The 22439-nt window shown below is 44.2% G+C and carries 22 protein-coding genes; 11 read left to right on the top strand and 11 right to left on the bottom strand.

The window, feature by feature from the left end; translation table 11 throughout:
• The first annotated feature begins 188 nt into the window (after positions 1-188).
• The 3 genes from AC0VZ8_RS34610 to AC0VZ8_RS34600 all read left to right on the top strand — a co-directional run bounded on the left by AC0VZ8_RS34610 (position 189) and on the right by AC0VZ8_RS34600 (position 1790).
• The gene (locus tag AC0VZ8_RS34610; protein ID WP_475487859.1) at positions 189-1001 is read left to right on the top strand and encodes a phosphoadenosine phosphosulfate reductase domain-containing protein; all 813 of its coding nucleotides are present in this window, start codon (positions 189-191) and stop codon (positions 999-1001) included.
• Positions 1002-1037: 36 nt separating this feature from the next.
• Positions 1038-1418, top strand: coding sequence for a hypothetical protein (locus tag AC0VZ8_RS34605; protein WP_475487858.1), 381 nt, complete (start codon positions 1038-1040; stop codon positions 1416-1418).
• 129 nt (positions 1419-1547) lie between these two features.
• Positions 1548-1790: a type II toxin-antitoxin system HicB family antitoxin gene (locus tag AC0VZ8_RS34600; protein WP_119851366.1), complete on the top strand. Its 243-nt coding sequence runs from the start codon at positions 1548-1550 to the stop codon at positions 1788-1790.
• A gap of 136 nt (positions 1791-1926) precedes the next feature.
• Here the strand turns inward: AC0VZ8_RS34600 and AC0VZ8_RS34595 are convergent, their stop codons facing one another.
• On the bottom strand, positions 1927-2262 hold the full coding sequence (locus AC0VZ8_RS34595) for a helix-turn-helix domain-containing protein (RefSeq protein ID WP_475487857.1): 336 nt from the start codon (positions 2260-2262) through the stop codon (positions 1927-1929).
• A 167-nt stretch (positions 2263-2429) separates the two neighbouring features.
• Here AC0VZ8_RS34595 and AC0VZ8_RS34590 point away from each other — a divergent pair, with 167 nt between their 5' ends.
• Positions 2430-2615 carry an aspartyl-phosphate phosphatase Spo0E family protein gene (locus AC0VZ8_RS34590; RefSeq protein ID WP_475487856.1) on the top strand — a complete coding sequence of 62 codons (186 nt, stop codon included), beginning with the start codon at positions 2430-2432 and terminating at the stop codon, positions 2613-2615.
• Positions 2616-2765: 150 nt separating this feature from the next.
• Here AC0VZ8_RS34590 and AC0VZ8_RS34585 read toward each other — a convergent pair whose 3' ends face one another.
• The gene (locus AC0VZ8_RS34585; protein ID WP_475487855.1) at positions 2766-3713 is read right to left on the bottom strand and encodes a tyrosine-type recombinase/integrase; all 948 of its coding nucleotides are present in this window, start codon (positions 3711-3713) and stop codon (positions 2766-2768) included.
• 265 nt (positions 3714-3978) lie between these two features.
• Here AC0VZ8_RS34585 and AC0VZ8_RS34580 point away from each other — a divergent pair, with 265 nt between their 5' ends.
• The 3 genes from AC0VZ8_RS34580 (at position 3979) to AC0VZ8_RS34570 (ending at position 10245) form a co-directional block, all read left to right on the top strand.
• Positions 3979-7773, top strand: coding sequence for an S-layer homology domain-containing protein (locus AC0VZ8_RS34580; RefSeq protein ID WP_475487854.1), 3795 nt, complete (start codon positions 3979-3981; stop codon positions 7771-7773).
• A 187-nt stretch (positions 7774-7960) separates the two neighbouring features.
• On the top strand, positions 7961-9262 hold the full coding sequence (locus tag AC0VZ8_RS34575; protein ID WP_475487853.1) for a competence protein CoiA family protein: 1302 nt from the start codon (positions 7961-7963) through the stop codon (positions 9260-9262).
• Between the two features lie 299 nt (positions 9263-9561).
• The gene (locus AC0VZ8_RS34570; protein ID WP_475487852.1) at positions 9562-10245 is read left to right on the top strand and encodes an SOS response-associated peptidase; all 684 of its coding nucleotides are present in this window, start codon (positions 9562-9564) and stop codon (positions 10243-10245) included.
• 98 nt (positions 10246-10343) lie between these two features.
• Here AC0VZ8_RS34570 and AC0VZ8_RS34565 read toward each other — a convergent pair whose 3' ends face one another.
• From AC0VZ8_RS34565 to AC0VZ8_RS34555, 3 genes are all read right to left on the bottom strand, one after another.
• Positions 10344-11579, bottom strand: a complete 1236-nt coding sequence (locus AC0VZ8_RS34565) for an S-layer homology domain-containing protein (protein WP_475487851.1) — start codon at positions 11577-11579, stop codon at positions 10344-10346.
• Between the two features lie 262 nt (positions 11580-11841).
• Positions 11842-13581, bottom strand: a complete 1740-nt coding sequence (locus tag AC0VZ8_RS34560; protein ID WP_475487850.1) for a recombinase family protein — start codon at positions 13579-13581, stop codon at positions 11842-11844.
• Positions 13582-13587: 6 nt separating this feature from the next.
• Positions 13588-14262: a helix-turn-helix transcriptional regulator gene (locus AC0VZ8_RS34555; protein WP_475487849.1), complete on the bottom strand. Its 675-nt coding sequence runs from the start codon at positions 14260-14262 to the stop codon at positions 13588-13590.
• Positions 14263-14368: 106 nt separating this feature from the next.
• Between AC0VZ8_RS34555 and AC0VZ8_RS34550 the strand changes: the two genes are divergently transcribed.
• Together AC0VZ8_RS34550 and AC0VZ8_RS34545 are read left to right on the top strand one after the other, a co-directional pair.
• A complete protein-coding gene (locus AC0VZ8_RS34550; RefSeq protein WP_475487848.1) occupies positions 14369-14554 on the top strand; it encodes a hypothetical protein in 186 nt (61 codons plus the stop codon).
• A gap of 69 nt (positions 14555-14623) precedes the next feature.
• The gene (locus tag AC0VZ8_RS34545; protein WP_475487847.1) at positions 14624-15679 is read left to right on the top strand and encodes a hypothetical protein; all 1056 of its coding nucleotides are present in this window, start codon (positions 14624-14626) and stop codon (positions 15677-15679) included.
• A 304-nt stretch (positions 15680-15983) separates the two neighbouring features.
• Here the strand turns inward: AC0VZ8_RS34545 and AC0VZ8_RS34540 are convergent, their stop codons facing one another.
• The 6 genes from AC0VZ8_RS34540 to AC0VZ8_RS34515 form a co-directional block, all read right to left on the bottom strand.
• A complete protein-coding gene (locus AC0VZ8_RS34540; RefSeq protein WP_475487846.1) occupies positions 15984-16769 on the bottom strand; it encodes a hypothetical protein in 786 nt (261 codons plus the stop codon).
• 92 nt (positions 16770-16861) lie between these two features.
• Entirely contained in the window at positions 16862-17482 is a 621-nt protein-coding gene (gene radC, locus AC0VZ8_RS34535; protein ID WP_475487845.1) for a RadC family protein, read from the bottom strand.
• Positions 17483-17598: 116 nt separating this feature from the next.
• A complete protein-coding gene (locus AC0VZ8_RS34530; RefSeq protein ID WP_475487844.1) occupies positions 17599-17781 on the bottom strand; it encodes a hypothetical protein in 183 nt (60 codons plus the stop codon).
• A 347-nt stretch (positions 17782-18128) separates the two neighbouring features.
• Positions 18129-18347, bottom strand: a complete 219-nt coding sequence (locus AC0VZ8_RS34525; protein ID WP_475487843.1) for a hypothetical protein — start codon at positions 18345-18347, stop codon at positions 18129-18131.
• 87 nt (positions 18348-18434) lie between these two features.
• The gene (locus AC0VZ8_RS34520; RefSeq protein WP_475487842.1) at positions 18435-19148 is read right to left on the bottom strand and encodes a hypothetical protein; all 714 of its coding nucleotides are present in this window, start codon (positions 19146-19148) and stop codon (positions 18435-18437) included.
• A gap of 239 nt (positions 19149-19387) precedes the next feature.
• Entirely contained in the window at positions 19388-19750 is a 363-nt protein-coding gene (locus tag AC0VZ8_RS34515) for a helix-turn-helix domain-containing protein (protein WP_475487841.1), read from the bottom strand.
• Positions 19751-19975: 225 nt separating this feature from the next.
• Between AC0VZ8_RS34515 and AC0VZ8_RS34510 the strand changes: the two genes are divergently transcribed.
• On the top strand, positions 19976-21703 hold the full coding sequence (locus tag AC0VZ8_RS34510; RefSeq protein ID WP_475487840.1) for an S-layer homology domain-containing protein: 1728 nt from the start codon (positions 19976-19978) through the stop codon (positions 21701-21703).
• Between the two features lie 368 nt (positions 21704-22071).
• Positions 22072-22428, top strand: coding sequence for a hypothetical protein (locus AC0VZ8_RS34505; protein ID WP_475487839.1), 357 nt, complete (start codon positions 22072-22074; stop codon positions 22426-22428).
• The last annotated feature ends 11 nt before the right edge of the window (positions 22429-22439 follow it).

Genomic DNA, 22439 nt, shown 5'->3' with positions numbered 1-22439 from the left:
ATTTTTCTTTGTCGTTGACGATTCGATAAAGAGAGAGTCAACCGATTTTCGGTTAATAAATATTTCGGCTTTATTTGCCATGGAGACATAGACACCTTTGGTGTCTTATTTGTGTTTCCATGGCTTTTTTATTGCCTAATGGGAGGTTATAGACGATTTACGATCAAATATCTGATTCGATGAAAAGAGTGAGTGCAGATGAATTCGTGCTTCCCTCGCTACCATCTGACATGTATGCCATTGACCAGTATGACTCCTATCACATTAATTTTTCTGGCGGCGCAGACTCGCTTGCACTCGCACTGATCATGAAATATGGATACAAAATACCAACCGAAAAGATGGTACTGGTCCATATGCGGGTTGATGGCGATCCAGAGAAGAAGCAGCTTTTCGATTGGCCGCAGACGGATGAATACTTGCGCTATGCAAGTCAGAAGCTGGGAATCCCATTAATCGTAATATGGGGGGAAAAATCACTAGAAGAGCGTATTCGTGACCGAAAGATGTTCCCGGATAAAAGTTGTAGGTTTTGTACCTCTTACACCAAGCGGGATGTCTACGCCAAATGGGTACGTCAGTTCGATAACTGCAAAATACTAATGCTTACCGGGGAACGTTCTGAGGAATCATCCGATCGAGCCAAGGAGACATTCTTTGAGTATCATCCTGCACATGCAACTGTTCGTAAAAAACGTGAAGTGCACTGGTTCAGACCTATTAAGGATATGCTCAAATCCCAGGTTAAGCAATTGGCCGCCAACCATGATATCGAACTCCATCCATGCTATCAATGGGCTTCACGCTGCAGCTGTCGATTCTGTATATTCAATACCGCTTCGGAAATGGAGCGAGTCGCTCAACTTTATCCGGAAGATTGGGAGTATCTGAAGCGTATGGAATTACATCTTGGTCACACCATGAAGAGTAAGAGGGGCAAGCCACTCTCTCTTTCTGAGTTTGTGAACGAATCCCAACTCACGATAGCCAACTTTATATAAATCGTTGAATCATTTACTTTGAAGGAGGAATAAACAGTGGGGACTATTTTTACAGAAAGACCGAAACAGAATATGAATCCAGAGCTCATAAAACAGATGGAGTCCATAGTTAAAAGCTTGATCGTGAATAAAAAATTCCAATCTGATTTTTATTTACATGATCTTAAAATAATTCAGTCGTCCAATGGAGGAGTATTTGCCTGGTATGTCTACGATTGTGGCACTCATTTAATACCGTTGAACAATTTGGATGAGGTGATCACATTTCAAAGAGACTGGCTCCAGAGCATGACCAACCTCCGCGATAAACATTGGATAGATCGCTTGTATGTCTGCGATACCACGCAAGGTGAACTTAAAATTGTAAAAGGATTCTATAAAGGGAACCTGGTTGAGCAGCTGAAGTCAGTGATTTGACTTTGGATAGCCTTGAGAAGCATGGAATTGTTATGCTGATACCTATAGCTAACACTTCCATTCTTCAATTAGGTTGTCCAAAGTGACACCTTACTAAATTCATAACCATACTGGAAGGAGAATTTCGAAATGGCACAACCGTTCCACGACCAAGGTTTTATTATTATGATTGAACAAGACAAAGCAGAGAAGGATTATACAGCATACATCCCGGCACTTCGACTTGGCGCAAAAGGTGACACCATTGAAGAAGTACGCGAAAATGCGCGTGATCTGATTGCGATGGAGATCGAGTCAATGCTTAAGAGGGGTAAGACCATTCCAGACGATAACTGCATCGTTGAAACGCTCACGGTTTCAATCACTGTGTAAAACACCACTTCAAGAAAATCCTAACTAGTAATAGAGCAGCCGTCCAAATGGATCGGCTGCTTTTCTATTGGTTTGGATAGTTAATTGAAATTCGGCGTGGAAGGAGCTTCGTTCAGTCTAGCATACCTGGAAAGGGTTATTTAATCGCTGTCAAAAACAACTTTAATAGAGCAATGGCATCCTTTCGCTGCTTCTCTGTGCAATGGTTGAGTGCATCTAGAATTAATTCGGTTTCATCACGAGTTTTATCCTGTAAGTTATCTAAAAGCAAGTCGTTGGGCGAAAGCTTAAGTAAGTTACAAATGCTTAACATCGTTTCAATGGACATCCCAGCAGTCCCACGTTCAATATCTGCGCAAAATCGAGGTACTCTCCCAACCTGTTCAGCCAATTGTTCACGTGTAATACCCAAAGCCTTTCGCTGCTTGCGAATGCGCTGTCCTACCTTCTGTTTATCGTAAACAATCATCATGTATAGTCACCTCTTCTTCCCATAGAACATGAGTTTACAGCTCCTATTATGGTGAAGTACAGAGTTGACTTAAATGAGGTTTAAACTTACTATAAAAGGTAGTTTTTAACATACATTCTGAGTGTATTCATATAGAGGACTTTAAATAGGAACTGGAGGGCCGAAGGGTGAATGAATTGTTAGGGGAGCTGGAGGAGGAGCGGCGAAAGTTAAACGAGCTTGGAAAACTTTCACTGGAGCAATCCGTTCCCTTATCCAGCAACCATGTGCTGCTGGAGCAGAGTAGGAAGGTGGATGAGTTGACGGTTCGATATCAACATATGAAAATCAAGTATGAGCAGTCGGCCCCTTAACGATCCGGAGGTAGCAAAGGCGCCAAGAATTCGACTGTGGTTCTGCTCTAAAGAGGCAAAACGTAGAGCGCCTAAGGTTTCGTTTAACCTTACTTAGGCGCTTATATAATTTTCTTTTAGAAAGACATAATATTGGGTTCTTCACTAACATTAATTCGTTTGGTTTATCTTCCGTGACGTAAAAGCAGGGATCGATGGCCGCACTTTGTTCATGGCTCGTTCCTTTGCTTCATCCATAACATGCGTGTAAATTTGCGTTGTAGAGATATCCTCATGTCCGAGTAACTCCTGAACAGCTCGAAGGTCAGCACCATTACGTAATAGGTCTGTGGCAAATGAATGCCTGAACTTGTGCGCTGATAAGGGTAATCCGGAAATTTGTGGGTACTGTTTGGTTAGAGCATCGAGCGTCTTTTCAGCGATGGTTTGCACCATTCGCTTACTAATCCGTCGGCGAAACTGTGATACAAAAAAAGCAGGATCCTTGCTATTCCAGGGATTGATTCGTTCCGACAAATACATTGCTAAAAGTTGGTTTAATTCGACTGGCAGCGGGATATACCTCCATTTGCCCCCCTTACCCAAGACCCCTATATTTGAATTATCTCTGTCGTAATCAGGTATATTCAAACGGACGATCTCACTAACACGAAGTCCAGCATACGCCATTAGGGCAACTATCGAGACATCTCTTATTAGATATCTTCCTTGAATGAGTTCCAGAGAGGCATCAAGAAATTGTTTTTGAAGGTAGGCTGGTTGTCTTTTTTTCTCGACTTTCGCCTTTTCAATATCCATCGCCGGATTATGATCGGTTACCTTAAAACGAATCATTACTTTATAGAACAAGCGAATGGCAGATTGACAACGATTGCGATACCTGGCGCCTGCCCCTGTCTCTCTCACTTGGGTTAGATAGTACATAACATCAATATCCGAAACATCACCAATGGCTTTGTAATTCAAACTCAGGAGAAAATGTTTTATATCATGGAGGTAACCTTTTTGAGTATCTAAAGAATATTCTCGATCCTTCATATATACCAAAAAAAGGTTTATTTCGCGTTCATAGTGCTCAAGAATATCCGCATACTTCATCAAATCACACCTATTCAATCGTTTAAAATCGAAGTTGCGTTAAATGTGAATTTAACGCAATTTAATTATAACATGAGCGTAAAAAAAAGGAGGCAAATCCCACGTCATTACCTCATCGTTTTGGATCCTAACATTTTTCCTAATTCTTCTTAATATCTATTGTGACAATTCCAAATACATAATATGATTAATAGGTATTTTGGAATATATTTCTACAGGATAGTAGGAATTACGACATAGTCTGATAGGAGGAATTTCGTTAATCATGACATTTCAAAAAAAAATTAGGGTTGGGGCCCTCGCACTTGCGATTAGTACGGTGATGAGTTCTAATGCAGGCGCCGCTTCTAGCCATAGCTTTACAACATTTAAGGATTTAGGTGATGCATCTCCTTGGGCGCGTTCATTGATTCAAGAAGCACAGGATAAGCAGCTGATGACTGGAGATCCAGGAGGATTATTCAGACCACTTCAGGCCGTGACACGTCAGGAGGTGGCTGCTGCTCTTGCAAAGGCATTCAATCTACCTGTTGAGGCTAACTCAGGTTCTGCATATTCTGATGTTTCTAAGGATTTATGGAGTGCTGATGTCATCGATGCAGTAAAACGTGAAGGATGGATGAAGGGAGACAGCAATGGAGCTTTTCGCCCTAAAGACAACATTACTCGTGAAGAGATGGCATCCGTCTTGGCTAGAGCAGCGGGTTTAGATAAGTCGAATAAAGTAGAAACAGCAATCTCTTCTTTTAAGGATTCCGGCAATATATCTTCCTGGACAAAGGAATCTGTAGCAACCGTTGTCTCCTCCGGATTAATGATTGGGAGTAATGAGAGGTTTTCACCGCAGAAGCCTATTCTCCGCCAGGAACTTGCTACTATTCTGGTTAGAATCAATTCAGACAATGATGATCTTCAAAACATTCAACGAATAGAGAATGGTATCGTAACGATCGGAGAAGCGTCTTACACCGTAGTGGACTCTTTGAAGCCCTTGTTTAAAGATTCCAACATTCCGGTTTTAACAAACGCGGGTGTTCGTTTTGTTGCGGATAACGGACAAATAACACAAATACTGTCACTAGATATCGTCACTTCAGGTAGCGCTGCAGGAGAAGGCCAAGCTGAATTCTCCAAGAATCTGATACTCGATGGTGGCAAGGCCAACATTGATGGCAATCTTAAGATTGCGGCAGATTTTATAACCATTAAAAATTTTAACATCAATGGTAATTTGGAAATTGGTGAAGAACTCGAACATGATTTTTATGCACAACAAGTTACTGTGAAAGGAAGCACTTTTGTAAGAGGAGGCGATGAAAATACCGTCGTATTTGACCAATCTTCATTAAAGGGCATGGAGGTTAGCAAGGACGGTGTCCGGGTAGAAGCAACTAACAAGACAGTTGTTCAAGAGGTAAACATTAACTCCAGGGAATCGGGGCTTTGGGGTGATGAATCAATTACGTATCAAACAGTGAAAGTTGAAGAAAGTGCTTTCTATGTTTATTTAGCAGCACATATCAATAACTTAGAACTAAACGCGGGGTCGGGCGAAACCATTGTATCAGGTAATGGTGTTCTTGATAACGTCACAGTAAAGGGATCTGGTGAGATTTCGATACTTAACAAGGGCGCCATCGGAAAGTTAACCATTACAGATATAGAATCAAAAATCACACTACCATCGAATGTGCCCATTCAAAGCATCGTTTTACCCCCTGGAGTCTCTCCAGAACAAGTAATTAAAAACTATGATACTGTTAAATCCCAAATAGCGAAAATTAACGAAGTTGACAATCCAGACTACACTACCAATGCCGGTCAGAATGGGAGTCCTTCTACGGACGGCGGAAATGGTTCAGGGTCTTCAGTTGGGGGAGGTAGTCCATCTAACCCTGAGTCTCCACCACCTACAACTAACCCAACAAACCGTAACCCGCTACTTTACTACAGTTATCAAAACCGAAATGCTTCATCTGCGGACGTACTTGTAACAAGCGAGAAAACGGGAACTTTTTATTACTTGGCGATCCCGTCAGATATTGATTTTCTGTTTCCAAACAAAGACCAAATTAAAAGCGGTAGTTTGCCGGGCTACGATACTGTACTTAGCGGGGAATTCACCGTGAGTGCTAACCAGAAAACTGTATATAAGCTCGATGGAATGCAGGAAGACAAAGGCTACAGAATATGGGCGTTTTTCAAAGAATCTGGTACAACTGTCGAGTCAAATGTTGTGCATCTCACTTACATCTTGAATTATCATCCCAACTCACTTTACGTCTTACCCTACCCAAAATCTAATTTATCTCAAATCCGTATTCAGTTCACTGGAAAGTTAGAATCACAAATCACCAACACACTGGATCCCGCTACAATTATTAAAAGTGGCCGGTTACGAAATTACGGATTTGGACACATTCCTATAACATCTATCAATTGGGACTTATCGATTCCTGATATGCCTATCTTAAATCTAAATTTTGATACCGTCACACTTGGCGATGGAAAGTCATCCTATATCGATTGGTCTTATGAAGAAAATGGTTTATATATCATGGATACACATACCGATGGTACAATTTATAAGAAAACATTTGGTGGAAATGGTTCATATGGTGGAGAGGATGTTATCGGACTCATTACTAAACAACTGTCCATTGAAGCGGGCAATATAGAAGATCCTACGAAAGCAGATGACGTGCTGCATGTTCTAAAAGCTTACCCGCACCCACTCGAGCTAGAGTTAGAACTAATTGATTTCAATGCAAAGGCATATCAAAAAGCGTTATCCGAATCAGATAACTACTTGACCTATGCTGATGTCCAAAAAATCATTGCCGCAGTAAATGAAAAATATCCCGCTCCATCTAGTTATGAGGCCGATGCCATCAGGGCGATGAACCGTACATCTGATGCTCTTATAATGCAAGGGTTATTAAGGTCTTACGCATCTGTCTTATCGATAGATAAAGCGGAATACGAAGAACTTCATGAACTTATTCGTATAGAAATTGCCCAATCTATGATTAATCAACGTGCTCTTAATCCATTCAAGAAGTATTCAAGCATTGAAGAAATTAACATTGCATACGAGCAAGCGTACCAAACCGTTTCTATGGTTCCAACCAGCATTCGCTTTGTTGATTCTGATAATCAAGCCGGCATTATCGGTGGTGAAATTATCTGGACGCCAGGTAAAGTGGACGATGTCGTAGATCATTACGAAATTCTTTGGGGAACTGATGGCCAGCCAACCTCAACCATTTCTAATATTGATAAACAAGCAGGGAACGTGTATATTTTGCAGCATGGAACAATGATCCCTGCAGGAGCAAATCAATTATTTGTACGAGCGATTTTGAAGAATGGAACAAGTACATTAGCAATCTCTATGGCGTTGGAGGATACTTTACCTCCAACACCTTCTAGCCCTAATGTTCGTAAAGACGAAATAAGGAACCTCCTTATCGGCGCCGATGATAGTATGGAATTCTCTGTCGATGGGGGAAATACTTGGTCCCCTTATGATGAAGGAAATCCACCTACCTTCCCAGGTGATGTATCTGTCAGTATTCGGGTAAAAGCAGATCCAGTAAACCAGGTGCCTGCTGGATTTATTACGACCGTTTCTTTTGTAGATGTTGTCAATTTGTATATCGCACACAACGATGTTAGGAATACCTTTGAATCGACTTATGCCACTTCTGCATTGGAGTATTCAGTTGATAATGGTGCCACTTGGACCACTTTCGATGAACAAAATCCACCGGAATTTCCAGGGGATATGAACGTTCTTCTACGTGAAAGAGGAGGGCAATATTTGCCTCCGGGCCCAGCCAAAAGCTTCTTATTCACTTCAAAGGTACACATGCAATTTCCAGGCAGCGATTATCTTTGGACCACAAGTAGTGTAGCAGAGTATTCACTAAATGGTGGTAGCTGGACCCCGCTTCCATTTGATCAACTGGTTAAATTTCAGCCAGGTGATGTGGTAGATGTTCGTGAAGCAGCTAGAGGTGTATTTCCTGCAGGAGCCAAAGAAACTTATACATTTTAACTGGGATTATTCTATAAAAGCTAAAGCCGCTTATTGCGGCTTTTTTGCTTTATAGTGATCTACACGAATCGGCGAGTTATAATAGGCAATAACTAGAGTGATTTTTTTCTGAACTGAAATAGTCGTCTTTCTTCAGTGGATGCTGATCCAAATACGAAATTTGATAATTCTACAAGGGTGGCTCAGTATGGACATAGGGTTATATTTGGGGAAACTGATCAATATCAAGACAATAATAAACAGTGCAGCGGAGCGGGATTCCGAAATTGAGAAATTTCGAAAATATGCGGAGAAGGAAACCATAACCTGTCCGTTCTGTATGGCAAACCTGCGGTTACGAGCTGGCGATATCCGGGATATTCATTTTGCTCATACCCGAGGGAAAACCTGTCAACTGGCTCGAGCTTATGATTCTTACCAGGCTCAAGTAAGCAGAGAGAATACGAAGCACTCAGTTATTAAAGAGATCATCTACACGGATCTAAAAGGGCAAGAGCGAATCAAATCTGATTTAAAAGTTGAGTATGGGTACAAAGAGAAGGGGCCGGAGTCATGGAGGTATTATCCGGACATTTATATCAACAACAACGGCAGGGAGTTCGCAGTTTCAATTATTACTAACGTGCACGAAATTGGTGACGATAAAGTTGTTCAGCTTATCAATAGGCGGACGAAGTACTTTAGAGATCGAGGACTCCAGACAATCTGGTTCGTAGAAGACCGGGAGTTGGCTGAGGATAGTGATCATAATATGCTCCATCTATGGGAAGCTGAGTATGGACTAACGATGAAAACGGCAGAGGATAGCAAATGGGACCAGCTGCTTGAAGATTTATCTGAGGAGTTCCCTGACGTGAATATCCCCGCACTGTTTGGCTATCAAGCGCATGCGCCTTTGAACTTTGATGTTCGTAGCTTATATTATGTTCACTCCAAGGAAGATAGCATTACGATTTCAGTGCATCGTTTAATTTTGGATCAGAAGAAAACGCCATATCGTGCCTTTTCTTTGACCAGAGGGTATCAGCTCAGTATTTCACATGCCCTCATCGTCCGAGATGAAATACTCCTTAGCGATGTGGAACAAGAGGATAAGGAACGAACAAAATTCGCTTCCGATCTGATCCTTAAAGTTGAAGAACGCCGGCAGCGTTTAACATCTTTTAATGAAGGCTATATGGAACAGCCGAATCCAATAGCTGAGGTTCGGCAACCCACAACGGAACGATCGAGGTTCACCTCTCCAACAACTGATTCTGCAAACGCGGATCCAGACTTTGACCTGACAGGAAGCATTCTAATGCTAAAAAACTGCTCAATTTCGGAAGCAGAAGCAAAGCAACTTTATTATTATATTCGTTTCAACCGAGGTGATTTAGCCGACTATGGACTAACCTTAAAAGATCTCGATAAAATGATTCAGTTTGCTTTGGGCAGGATTCAAACCCCTCAAATACGTAAATGGCTTGTTGATATTCAATTTTTATAATCCAAAAAGAGCTGTAATTTATGCATTTCTACCTCTGTAGAGTCTGACGGTACCCGTTCGATCGTCGCAGATCCCGGCTTGACGCTCCAGGTTGTGAGCGATGACTCAACGTTCATCCTCATGTACAACGAGCCACCTCAACATGCAGAGCCACCGATGTTTCCACTACCAGCAACTAGGGGGCCGTAACGTGAGCTCACCTTTCACCGAGAGCATGCGTATAAACAATCCTGTTGTTTTGTGGAAGTTAATTATCGGTGATATTGGATAATATATTAATAAGAATGGGGGGATATCAGATGTGCGGAAGATTTACCCTAACTATTAACGAAAATGAAATCGTCGATCATTTTAATGTGAGCAGGGTCGAGTATGAGTTAAAACCGCGTTACAACATAGCGCCTTCTCAAACGATCGCTGTCATAAATGGAAGCAGCGGAAGAAGGGTATTGGATGGATATAGATGGGGGCTTGTTCCATTTTGGGCCAAAGATATTAAAATTGGTTATAAGATGATTAATGCCAGGGCTGAAACGATACAATCTAAGCCGGCCTTTCGACATCTTATTACCACGAAACGTATTATTATTCCGAGTGACGGGTTTTATGAATGGAAAAGAGAAGGGAAGGACAAAAAGCAGCCTTATCGATTCCAGATCAAATCAAAGGGCGTGTATGGCTTTGCCGGTTTGTACGACGAATGGAAGGATCCGGACGGAGAGACACTGCGCAGCTGTACCATAATTACTACGAAACCAAATGACTTGGTGGCAAATATTCATGATAGAATGCCGGTTATTTTGGATTATAAAAAAGCAGACATCTGGCTGGATCCGGATGTACAAGATAAAGAAAAGCTTCAGGAATTATTATCTCCTTTCCCTACAGCCAACATGCTGTCCTATTCAGTTTCTGTTGCAGTAGGGAACGTTAAGAATACAGGTTCAGAATTAATAGATGAGATTCCGTTAAACTCAAAATAAGACCCACTTCCACGCTAAGACGTGGGAGTAGGTCTTTTTTTTAGTATGAATTCCGAATGCATGCCGATCAAACCACCTAATAAAATACTCGGGTAGCATTAGGCATCGTCGCGAGTTCCTCGCAGACTGAGGGGGACGATTTCACTGAACCAGAATCCAGCAGCTGCTGGTGTTTGTATCCTAATTTCCAAATTGCTATAGTTTTGCACAGTTCCGGTTTTTGGGATAATAACGCCAGGTATGTCGAGGCTATAACTACTATCACGGTAAAGTCTGGCTGTTGAATTCAGCACACCTTTATTGAAAAAGGCATCGCGATCAGGACTTTCAAATCCACGAACAAGGAATCGCAGATTTTTATCAGGGTTATATCTTTTTGTATCTTTGTTAAATACCGTTCCCCCTTTGAAATAGAGAACGTAACTGTTTTTTTGGTCTTTGACCATTAGGTGGTTCTTGGTATTAGGATGGTTATTGAACCATTTGAGCGTATTGATCGGTTTTATCAACTCAAGGTTGGGGTCATTGGGATCGGAAAGGTCGATGGCGATAAGTGCGTCTAGCTTGCCTTGATACAGTCCGTCTTTTGACGTGATGGTCATACGTTCTTCTTTCCACATTTCTTCGACCGAGGCCTTTCTAGCTTGTCTCAGATCGGCTTCCGTGGTTACCCACATTTCCGGCATCACGGTGAAGATGTTTGTTCCATGCCATGCGATTTCAGCACTGCCGACCGCATACTTATCGACGTGGAGGTCAGTGCCGTTATTCTTGGAAAGAATTCGTTCGATTACAACGATGGCCTGTGCACGCGTGGTCAGCCCTTTCGGAGCGATCTGCCCTATACCGACACCATTAATAAGACCGGCTTTCGTAGCGAGATACATCCATTTGTCATCTTCTTTTGTCGTTTCTCCGATCGCACGAGCTGCAACGCGGGCCATTTCTTCACGTGTCATGACTTTCGTCCAAGCGGCTTCGTTATCGTTGAAATCGGCGGATGAGTAAAGACCTGCTTTGCTTGCGGCTTCAACGTACTCCGTGTACCATTTACCGCTTGCTGGCGTGGTCTCAAGTTCCAGGGCCGAGACGACCATCTTCAAGAATTCCGCGCGTGTGACGCTGGCGTCTGGCTTAAATGTACCGTTAGCGTATCCATCGACATAGCCTTTGGAAACGGCTTTGGTAATGGCGCTAGCGCCCCAGTGGGTCGATTTCACATCGGGAAATTGAGTTATCGCGGCTTGAGCGTTTGGTGTCTTGATGCACATCATACCTACCATAAGTGCTGATGCTAAGGCGATTCCTGCAATTTTGATTAATAGTTTTTTCATAGTACTCTCTCCTTTTGATTAGGCGCACTTAATTTGGGAGAACACCCCTTTATATTTATCGTCATCATGGGCTTAGCAATTTGCTTTTCTATTTGTGACACAATCCATAAATGTCGGGGGACAAGAACATGATCCCATAGAAAGTCGCTAATTTAGCGGCTTTTTTGTTTAATCGGTACAAGTTCTTATCCCGAGCCAAGGACAAGAACTTGTACCGATTCCCGATTAGATGAGTATCTAACTATGTTCCCATGCAATTTCATTAAGCTAACGGACATGATAATTGAAGATCAAACACGCTGAACCGTATCGCCTTTAAGGGTAAAATAGAAAGGGACTCCATGATGGAATCCCTTCGGTTTTCACCGGACAAGCTGTTGCATGAGTCCAGCATCCACGCTTCAACAGGAGCAATGTAGTTGTATGACTCATCCGCCGCGAGGCGGGTAAGCAGATCAAAGGAATTATGATTGATACGATCAATCGTAAAGTCAAAGTGCAGATGAATGGCCTTGACCTGCCGTCCCTTGCCCCGGGGTGCTTCCGGGGTGATCTGGATGCTTTCGACCATTAGACGCAAGAGGGCTTTCTGTGCTTCTGCATCTACCGCCATCACCTTGTCCTGTATGTGCATCAGCAAATGATGAAGGGCGTCTGCATCTACCGGCGTGCTGTTATCTTCGGCGATCTGTGCCTCCACCGTTTTGAGATTCTCCTGAAGCTGCTCATGTTGCGTATAAGCCTTCATAAGTTCGGACTTGAGAACCGGTACAAGATCGGGTTCATTCATCAGGTTGTCCTTAAGCTTTTGCAGCTTCCTGCCCACATTGTTCATTTCATCCAGTATGGCCTTCCTTTCTGCTTGTAATGGGGCTTCCGCACCGGATCGAAGCTTGTTGATATTGTCCGCCAGTTGTCGGGCAATGTCCGGTCTGGAGGCAACACGGACAAGTTCTTCAAGCAATTGCTTCTCGGCTACATCCGCACGAATACTATTGGAGCGGCATACCGTTTTCCCCTTGTTATGAAATTGGCCGCATGTATAGTAACGATACGATTGCCCTTTGGCTCCTTTGGAGCGAGCTGGAACCATTCCGTGACCACAAACCGGACATTTCAGCAGACCGCTGAGAATGTAGGGCTGATGGGAGCGAGAGGGCTTGTAGGAGCGTTCTCCAAGCTTGTTACGGACGCTGTTCCACAACTCCAGCGGAATCAGCGGCTCGTGTATACCATCCACCATCAGAAAATCCGGGTTTTTCCCTTTGCGGCGTTTCTCAGCCCAATCGACAACCTGATTGTATCTGATCTTTCCAATATACATGGGATTGTTGAGGATGGTCTTGATGCTGTTTGTACTGAACGGCTTACCTGTTTTCGACCGGTAGCCCTCTTCATTAAGCCGCCGGGTAATGGCCTTGAAGCCCATCCCCAGATTGGCGTAATCAAAGATTTTGCGTACGATGACGGCTTCGTTCTCATTGATGACAAGCTCCTTGTTCATGCTGTCGTAGCCTAGTGTTTTTCCTCCGTTGTACCGTCCTTCCTTGGCCCGTTGCTCCATCCCCATCTTCACACGACCGATGATCGTGTTACGTTCCAGTTCGGCAAACGAGCCGAGAAACTGGAATGACGCCTTTCCGAATGGAGTTGTTGTATCAATCTGCTCACTTAAACTCACCAGTCTGACATTGTTCCGCTCCAAGGTGTCACTAATCTCCAAAGCATCTTTCAACTTGCGGGCCAAACGGTCAATCTTGTAAATGACCAAAATATCAAATTTATTCTGGCCCGCCTCTGTTAGCAGCTTTCTCATTCGTGGGCGGCCAGCGATGCTTTTTCCACTTTTTCCTTCATCAATATATTCGCTCACGATCTCAATATCATTGCGTTCGCAATATTTTCTTATCTCGTCAATTTGTGCGGTGATGCTGAATCCTTCCTTGGCTTGCTCTTCGGTGCTTACACGAGCATACAGAGCGGCTCTGGTTTTAGGAGTCATAGGGTGTTAGCTCCTTTCATTATTTCCTTTGGGTTGATAGGTTGCTATAAGCTCATTACGTGCTTTTATCCATGCATCTTCCGGAATAGACGGATAGGCTTGAGGGTAGATTGCCAAAGCGTTGTACAACTCGGATGCAACAATAACCGGATGCGGCTGAGTGTATAGCTTCTCGACAGTTTCCGTTGCCTGAAACTCACTGATGAGCCGGGCAAGAGCCGAGATAAACTCAGGCTTGTCCAGCGGTCTGTATGAGCGAAGATCATGAATGAGTCTGACGGTATTATCGCTTCGATGCTCATACAGTACGGCACCGATGACGGAGGTTCGAGCAATCTCTTCTCTGGCTTCTGAGAAATTGTCATTATTGCCCGTAGGCTCACCAATGGCAACCAGACGGAATGGGCCTTCATAGAAATCATCAGTCAAGGCCTCGAATGGCAGTCCGAGGTCTTGTGTGATTTTGTGCATCAATTGATAGGCAGGCTTCTTGGAATCACCGCGTTCAATGGAGATGATCGTCTGATGCTTGACGCCAATGCGTTCACTGATTGCAACGGTGGTGAATGCTTTGGTTGTATGAAGTTTGCCGATTTCCTTCCGAAACAAGCGGAGGCGGCTACCGAGATCAGTTGACTTAAGAAACTCAAATTCTTCGGGTGTTAATGTACGACGCGGCATAACCGGATCAGTCCTTTCGAGCAGGTAATATTTACAGTCAGTATAAACCATGATATATTGCTTGTAAATAAGTACGAATACTTAAATATAAATACTGGAGGTTGTCATGAACTACATTCTACCTGTAGACATTAATCTGAACATGATGGAAGATGAGCCCTTCCGGCTCTATTATGAGAAGCAAGTCAAAAAGGAGCAGTTCACCAGACAGCTTGCTATTCTGTTGACCAAAACAATAGACGTGAAGAGCTCAGCGGGAAGTGTTTCTCTAACAACAGGTGTACAAGAATGACAAGCGAGAGGGCTCAAACCCTTGTCCTGTAAGGTTTCATGCCCTCTTTATATTCGAGGTGAACATTGCATGTTTCTATACAATAAGCAAAGGGCGTTGGAGTTGCTGAGCACAGTGCCGATTATTCAAAGCATTCAATCCACTAGCAAAGTGAAGTACTTTGACTGTCCTTACGACAAGCTGATCGTTTGTTCTGATGAGCCGCCGACCCAAGCATTCGTTGACCTGATTCGGCCCGCAAGATTCGAGACGGACGATGATGAAACTTTTTACCGATACAGGCTGGTACATGACTTGTTCAGCGTACAGTGGATACAAGCAAATCCGCAGGCTCCAAAGACATCCATCATGTTGAACCCTTGGAAGCATCAACTCTCACCCGATGATGTGCTTGCTTTGATCGACTTCATTATCGGCAGTCATCTCGATGCATATGTCGCTCACAACGACGGTAAGCATGATTGGCTCCGGTTTCTGACATCGAAGGAGTTGGCGAAGCGTACCTACGTCGGCTATCAGAAGAAGCCGCCGCGAAACTATAATGACCTTGACCAAACATTTATGTTCGGCAGTAAAAAGGGCCAGCAGGTCATCATTTACGATAAGGCGAAGGAACAAGAACGTGATGACGAAGAGTGGATTCGCCTTGAGAAACATAGAAAAAGGCGGGGTAAGCACGCAAGGCCAACTTTGACGAGATTTTTGCTGGATGAGTATAGTGATGCTTTGAAACACATTGTCATTGTTGATATCGACAAGTTTAGCGGTAAGGACAAGATTATGCGACGCATAAAAAAATACGGAACATTTCAGGAAGCCTACATGACATTGAACAAGGCAGAGAAGCGAAAGCTGAAACTGCACGAAGCATTCAAGCATCCCTTGGTTGATGTCGGTGCTTTGTTTAAAGGGGAGCTCGACCAATGGCTGTCTATGTCACCGCACTTGCATATGATGAGCAAAATCTTTCCGGTACTAAAAGCAACATGGAGCCGGAAAGAAACGATAACTTACAGAGGCATTCGTTTTAACCCGATAAATCTGCATTATACCGGAGACCTTCAAGGATGGTCTGCTGGTAAAGAGAAATATGGACGGAAGAGAAGCTATGTTAATGAGACATGAGTAGGCATGTAGGGGGCCGCGAGCGAAGCGAGCGGCCCAGTACTTCCTTCAAGTTGTGGTCAATGAGTCGCATGAAGCCAGTCAAGGGCCGTAAGGGCGAAGCCTTTACCCTTGACTGTGCGATGCATGAGCCAACACTCCTGCTTGTTCTCAGCGTTAGCTGAGGAACGCCGTACGGCGAGTGACGGGATTGTAAAGGGTGAAAACCCTTTACGTTCTCCCTCAGGGAGCGGAGAGGGTGGTCTTTAATCGGCGAGCGAAGCGAGCCGCCTTTCCGATTGCTGGTGCAGGATATATGCAAGCTTTAAACCGCATATACCGTAAACAGTAGCTCCTTCTGATTACGTTTCAGTTCATAGAAAACATCAAGAGGCAACGGGATGGTGTAGCCTTGATTTCTGATCTCGATGGGAGTTTTATAGGCGTAGAACGGCAACGGCAGATTGGTCTGACAGAACATCCTCCATCCATTGTCGAACCGCAGATAAACCTCGTTGTCGTTGATTGATACATGAACGAAGAGTTCATCCGCAGAAAAGGCGTAATGGGCAGGAAAGCAAAGACCATTCTCACTTACTGTGAGCACCACAGTAGCTTGTTGGTTCACTCGGAGAACCTTTGTCCTGCTTGGTTTGTACAATCCGTCTACGGTCGACTTCACTCGTTCTGATAATACGGACAGCAAACCGGGCAAGCTGCTAATCAGTCTGGCTATTGCCCGAAGAGGCATTCGCAATAAATCTGCATTGATGTACAATTCCTTTTTCCGTCTATCTGCAAACATTCCACCACTGACTGATTCGGTTTTGTACAATTTGAACAGATATACCTTCCAGCCGCTCAATTGTTCGATTGTTTCCCGGATGAACCTGAATTTATACCGCAGTCCGCTGAACGGAGCGTCCTTCAGCACCACGATTTCAAACGATTCATTCCGGTAATCCGATTCACATACGAGCTTCCTCGAAGCGTCTGGTAAGGTTGTGTGTTGCAGGACAACAACTGGCGTGATTGAAATTGCTTGTTGCGGGTTAAGTTCGACTTTGCTTTCGCTCGTTGCTGCTTGAAATTGTTTCTGATGGTTGTTCATACGTATATTCCTCCAGTGTGAAGTTGATGATTTAGGGACACAGCGGCCAGTAGCAAGCCGCTGTGAATGGGGTTTCGCTCAATATCCGTTGTTTAGGAAGTCATAAGACCACGTTCCTTGAGACTGATGAATTGGTCTCCGCCTACAATGATATGATCGAGTACTTCAATGCCAGTAACATTACCGGCTTCGACCAGACGAGTCGTGAGTTTAATGTCTTCATGTGACGGTGTGCAGTCTCCGCTTGGATGGTTGTGCGAAACTACAATAGAGGCTGAGGATCGTTTGATTGCGGCACGAAATACTTCACGCGGATGAACTATGGCTGCGTTGAGCGAACCCTTAGAGATCGTCTCCGGTTGGCCAATGACATGATTCTTGGTGTTGAGAAACAGAACAACGAAATGCTCTTGTTGCAGATACCGCATCTCAGGAATCAGCAAGTCAGCGGCATCCTTGGGAGACCGAATAACATGCGGATGACTGTAAACAGGTACATTCAATCTCTGAGCAAGTTGCAGAGCGGCGATGATTTGGCGTGCTTTCACTTTACCGATGCCCTTGATGGCGGTCAGTTCCTGCTCCGTGACGTTCATGAGATCGGTCAGCGAAGGAAAGCGGGCAAAGATTTGATCAACAACATAGGAGTTCGGTTTTTCGGCAAGTGCCTCAGCAAACAACGTTTTGATTGACGGCATTTCATATACATTCATGTGATTGACCTCCATAGATATGCAAATAGGAGAAGCCGCGGCGGCTCCTCCAGTTGCGTGATAGATAAATTTGAATTATGATGATGACAACGTATTTTTTCTTAATCGCTCCGTCTCTATCTGCGGGCGATTTTTTCTTTTTCCTGGGCCTCAATTTGCATTTGAATCATGACCAGCCTGACCAGCGTATTAGCGTATTCCCTGCCTTCCTCAGTGTCAAAGCTGGCGTTTCGATCCATCATCCGCATTGTTGATGTCAACCAGCTTCTTCTGGCCAGAAGTTCCTGTATGGTCTCCATGTGTCTCACCTCCTTTCAAGGCAACTAAAATAACCCTCCTGTCGATACAACAGCACGGCTTATCTGCAATGAACGGTATGAACTGACTTTCCTGCTCAATTGAATCTTTGCTGTTTTCGACAGCCCCACCATTCATATGAATATCGGGGAGGTCTGGACGGTGTAAGTAATCAGAACCGTTACCTGTCCATTTCGAAGTGCAACAACAGCATACTTTCCTGCATCCAATGGCACAGAGTAGATGTACCCTTTTTTCTCACAGAATCCGAGGTAATCTTTCTGGCTGTTACGCCTGAATGATTCATAAGTCATCTCTTCAATCTCCTTTCTCCCGAAGTCGCACTTCCTCAAGCCCTCGCCAGCCGTTTCCGGTGACGTTGCAGCTGCCCGGGAAACTCGCGTTGAAAGTAGACAGCGGTCCAGCGAGCGGCAGTTTCTTCATCCACACCATAAGTTCGGCGGCAGTAGGTTAGAAGAACGTGGCCAGCCATACTGAAGTGTCCATTCATGACGAGCTGCTTTAGAACGGTAGAAACGTCTTCCGGCAATCCCTTTTTCATAACCATGTAGATTCACCTCCTTTCAAGTGAAATAGCGGTATAAAAAACAAAGCGAGCCAAGGATCGCTCCCTGACTCGCTGAAAATCAGTATTTTATTGTTGTACACGGTTGACGATGGCATTAACTACTGGATTGAACCTTGCTACCTTCGCATTGTTTCCACGTAACGAGTAGCCCGGATGATAGGTACGATAAGAGTGATACGGCAGCTTATCATGGATAACTCGACATATCAGATTGAGCGGCATGTCATCGACAGCTTTCAGAACCGACCCGGGAAAAGTTCGTTGCAGTCTGTCGTCATAATACGGCCCGGTGAAAAAGAGAACTACATCAGGACTAAGAATATTAATCTCATGAGGAAGCAACGGGAAATGGTTGCAGATAATCTCTTCAACTTCGGGTAATGGTCTTGTCCTGTTCTGATCGAACTTGATCAGATTGCTGGTCATATAACCGTCTTTAGGGCCGTGGGGATTTAACCTGTCGTAGATGGTTCTGCAAGCTCTCCAAAAGGGAGTATGTCCCCATCTACTATCCTGCCTGAACCGGATGTAATCATTCTGCAAGTCACAGACTGCCTCCTCCGGTTCTCGATTTATGTATTCGGTGTACTGCCCCCAACCGTTTGTCTCCTTCCCTACAAACAGTACTTTGGTTGGAGCCTCTCGATAAGCTTCATCTGCATCGATCAGGAAGGGGTTAGACAAGCTATGCAGGTCGACGTTCTCATCCGCTAGAGCACTCTTTAACCGGTTCCAGTATTCCAGATACATCACATGTAACTGCTCTCCAATCTGATTCATTTAATCGCAATCCTTTCATTCGGTTATGGTAGATGCATACGATGACCAATTAACCTTGGTTTCATAATGAAAAAAGACTTGGATCATTGTCGGTAACCGACTGATATCAAGTCTTTTATACAAGAGGGGTGGGGCATGAAACGGCAGGCCACCCCCTCGCAAATAATGCAGGGTGGTACCCCCGGAAAATATATGTGATTTTTCCCCCTATTGGGCCTTTTATCGAATTACGTCTAGTATTAACGTCCCTTGCGATCCATAGCGTTCAGGAATTCGCGTGCCATTGTGAGCAAGAAATTGACCTCATTCAAGCTGCGATCAGCTATTAATGTGTTCAAAGTCCTGATCTTGTTCTGAATCTCATCTGCATCAGGATGCCTTGTATTTCCATCTGCAATCTCAAATAGCTCGGCAGGCTTGATTCCGAGTGCTCCAATGATCTTGCCCAATGATTCGAGTGATATATTACGGGTTCCTCGTTCCACGTCGCTTATATAGCTATAGCTTAAGCCGGATTGCTCCGCCAACAGCTCTTGCGTCATCCCTCTAAGCTTTCGGATGCTGCGGATTTGATCCCCAACCAATTGTTTGAATTCTACCATTACGTCACCCCTACTTCAGATTAGTAGAGGGCGAATGAGACGCTTATCCCATTATAGTGACATTCGAACTACACATATAAGTTAAATAAGTATATAATAACCCTGACTAGCTCCTGCCAAAATTCAACAAATACCACCCACAGGGGGTGTCGCTAAAGCCAGAGAAAAAAATTATTCCAAAGGGAATCTGTAAAACAATCATACGCATCGAAAGGGGAAAATACCATGTCAATTAAGAGAATATCATCGCTAATCATTACAGCAGTTTTAATGTTCAGCATGATTGGGACAGCGTCAGCAGCACTGCCTGAGTACGGAGAAGAATGGCAGAATGCACCGGATAAGACACCATCCGTGTCATTTACAGACCTTCCGCCTCAGCATTGGGCTTACAACTACATATCCGAAATGGTGAATCGTAAAGTCATCAGCGGCTACCCCGATGGCAAATTCCGACCAAATAACACGATCACTCGGGCTGAGTTTGCGAAGATCATGATCACGGCATCCGGCATCACGGCAAAGAAAGTGAATTACTCTTCCTTCTCCGACATCCCAGCAACGAACTGGGCTTCGCCGTTCGTGGAATCCGTAAAAGACTACATGACTGGCTACCGCACTGCAAATGGGCAATACATATTCAATCCATCCGCACCTGCTACCCGTGAAGATGTGGCAGTTGCTCTTGTCAAACTCAAGGGCTACGACGCCAATCGTCTTCCTGACCAAAGCACCATTGAAGCTATGTTCAAGGATTATGCTGGTATTTCCGAAACTGCAAAGAGCTATGTTGCATTAGCGGTAGAAAACGGGCTCGTATCAGGCTTTCAGGATGAGACATTTCGTCCGCAAGCGACAATCACTCGTGCAGAAGCCACGGTTATGCTCTGGCGTGCCTACCAGTATGGCAATGACAACAAGGAAATCGGCGGTGGTCAGACAACGACAGGCCCAACACCCGTTCCATCCTCACCAGATACAACTACGCCGGGGCCATCTGCACCTACAGAAACACCATCTGCATCCACACCATCTGCAAAGTTCACTGTAGAGACACTGGTCGGCGGATCCAGTGCAGGTGATGTAGACGGGCCTGTACGGACAGCGAAGATCAACCAGATCGACAGCATGGTCGTGGACAAGAACAACAATATCTATTTTCTCGACAGTCAAAAGATGAAGATACGCAAATTCAACAATTCTAATGGTACGGTGGAGACCTACAAAACGATCAACCAGAGCTTCAATTGGGACTACAAGGATGCAGACGGGAATGCGAAGCACTATGACTACAATAAACTCATTCCGCTGAAATTGGCCTACAATTCGGCCAGCAACAAACTGTACCTTGCCGCCAAGGTGTCTGCAAGAACAATCATCTACGACATTACGAGCAACGTCAGCGTGGCGACCTATGATTTTGACCATGAAGAAGCTCGGTTCGTGGACTTTATTGCTTTTCCTGATACAGAGAACGTTTTATATGGCGTTACAGGCGGTCACGAGTCCCACGTCTATGAAGGGAAGCTGAATCAATCTCAGGTAGAACAAGTAGCCAGCAGTACAAGTTACAATACGCTTGATCTATCTGATTACTACGGATATGCTCCCGTCGCCGCCGCTCATGCAACAGCCAACAATTTGTATGTGTTTGGTCGAAGCAAAATGTATGATCTGCAATTGTTCCCCGTAAAGGTAAACAAGGCAGCCGAGTATCAGGATATTCAATTTGACAGTGTTTCGGCTTACAACGGAAAACTGTATATGAGCAATGGAGGAACCGTCTACGAGATGGGCACGGAAGGCAACATGACGACATTCGTCAGCAGAACTGACTTGATCTACAAGGACGGAACACCGATTCGCCAAATGAAGCATCTTGGCTTCGATAACAACGGGAATGTTATTTTCTACGATGATGACAGCAAATCTATCCGCAGAGTCAATTTGTAAAATGTGAATCCATCTGAATGGGCAACGAAATTTTTTACTATTCGAACAGGAAGATGAATGATGTCTTTGTAAGAAACCAAGGAGCGTAACAGTAGTGGTTATTGATATTCGACGCATTAATTAATCAAGCGTGCAGTAGTATCTGCTCGATACTGCAATATCCAAGTAGAGAATAGACGCATCTGGTTCGGCAATACTTTGTTCATTGGCGGATGTAGGTTATTGAATCGGGCTATGCACTTGTAGACTGTATTCGTGAAGGATAAGGATACTAAGGTTGCTGAAAGAAACATCGCTGCGGAGAGGACGAACCTGTTCTTTCCGCTTTTGTCTGCATTTAAGGACTTAGCCGGGAGGCAGGATATAATTTGGATAAGCTCATCGATTTGTTTTTAGGGGAAGCATTTAAAGCGGGTTTGCATAAGTTGTTTGGTCATAAGCCTGAGCGGCCCAAGGATACTGCCGGAAGTATTGGATGTCTGGTTATTATCTTAATGATTGCTCTCTATCCTATCGGTATCTATTGGTTGAAGCCGCGGCTGGAAGCAGGATCGTTCTGGTATGAACACATCTATACATGGCCGTTGTACATCATCGGCTTGTGGATCGGATATCATCTTCTTAGATTTGTTCTTTACTGTCTGAAGGAAATTCCATTCCTAACTATAATGCTTGCTGGAATCATCTGGATCGGATGGTATGCCTATAAAAGAGGCTGGTTGTAAATTCAACGTCC

The sequence above is a fragment of the Paenibacillus sp. QJM3NY_38 genome (assembly GCF_056173265.1).
The sequence above is the reverse complement of the archived record's forward strand: the minus strand, read 5'-3'. Positions and strand labels throughout refer to the sequence as shown.

Coding starts and splice junctions, on each gene's coding strand:
- AC0VZ8_RS34550 (WP_475487848.1), top strand. CDS start 14,369: ATGAACTACATTCTACCTGTAGACATTAATCTGAACATGATGGAAGAT.
- AC0VZ8_RS34575 (WP_475487853.1), top strand. CDS start 7,961: ATGGACATAGGGTTATATTTGGGGAAACTGATCAATATCAAGACAATA.
- AC0VZ8_RS34560 (WP_475487850.1), bottom strand. CDS start 13,581: ATGACTCCTAAAACCAGAGCCGCTCTGTATGCTCGTGTAAGCACCGAA.
- AC0VZ8_RS34555 (WP_475487849.1), bottom strand. CDS start 14,262: ATGCCGCGTCGTACATTAACACCCGAAGAATTTGAGTTTCTTAAGTCA.
- AC0VZ8_RS34580 (WP_475487854.1), top strand. CDS start 3,979: ATGACATTTCAAAAAAAAATTAGGGTTGGGGCCCTCGCACTTGCGATT.
- AC0VZ8_RS34585 (WP_475487855.1), bottom strand. CDS start 3,713: ATGAAGTATGCGGATATTCTTGAGCACTATGAACGCGAAATAAACCTT.
- AC0VZ8_RS34515 (WP_475487841.1), bottom strand. CDS start 19,750: ATGGTAGAATTCAAACAATTGGTTGGGGATCAAATCCGCAGCATCCGA.
- AC0VZ8_RS34570 (WP_475487852.1), top strand. CDS start 9,562: ATGTGCGGAAGATTTACCCTAACTATTAACGAAAATGAAATCGTCGAT.
- AC0VZ8_RS34595 (WP_475487857.1), bottom strand. CDS start 2,262: ATGATGATTGTTTACGATAAACAGAAGGTAGGACAGCGCATTCGCAAG.
- AC0VZ8_RS34545 (WP_475487847.1), top strand. CDS start 14,624: ATGTTTCTATACAATAAGCAAAGGGCGTTGGAGTTGCTGAGCACAGTG.
- AC0VZ8_RS34565 (WP_475487851.1), bottom strand. CDS start 11,579: ATGAAAAAACTATTAATCAAAATTGCAGGAATCGCCTTAGCATCAGCA.
- AC0VZ8_RS34540 (WP_475487846.1), bottom strand. CDS start 16,769: ATGAACAACCATCAGAAACAATTTCAAGCAGCAACGAGCGAAAGCAAA.
- AC0VZ8_RS34510 (WP_475487840.1), top strand. CDS start 19,976: ATGTCAATTAAGAGAATATCATCGCTAATCATTACAGCAGTTTTAATG.
- AC0VZ8_RS34525 (WP_475487843.1), bottom strand. CDS start 18,347: ATGGTTATGAAAAAGGGATTGCCGGAAGACGTTTCTACCGTTCTAAAG.
- AC0VZ8_RS34530 (WP_475487844.1), bottom strand. CDS start 17,781: ATGGAGACCATACAGGAACTTCTGGCCAGAAGAAGCTGGTTGACATCA.
- radC (WP_475487845.1), bottom strand. CDS start 17,482: ATGAATGTATATGAAATGCCGTCAATCAAAACGTTGTTTGCTGAGGCA.
- AC0VZ8_RS34600 (WP_119851366.1), top strand. CDS start 1,548: ATGGCACAACCGTTCCACGACCAAGGTTTTATTATTATGATTGAACAA.
- AC0VZ8_RS34520 (WP_475487842.1), bottom strand. CDS start 19,148: ATGAATCAGATTGGAGAGCAGTTACATGTGATGTATCTGGAATACTGG.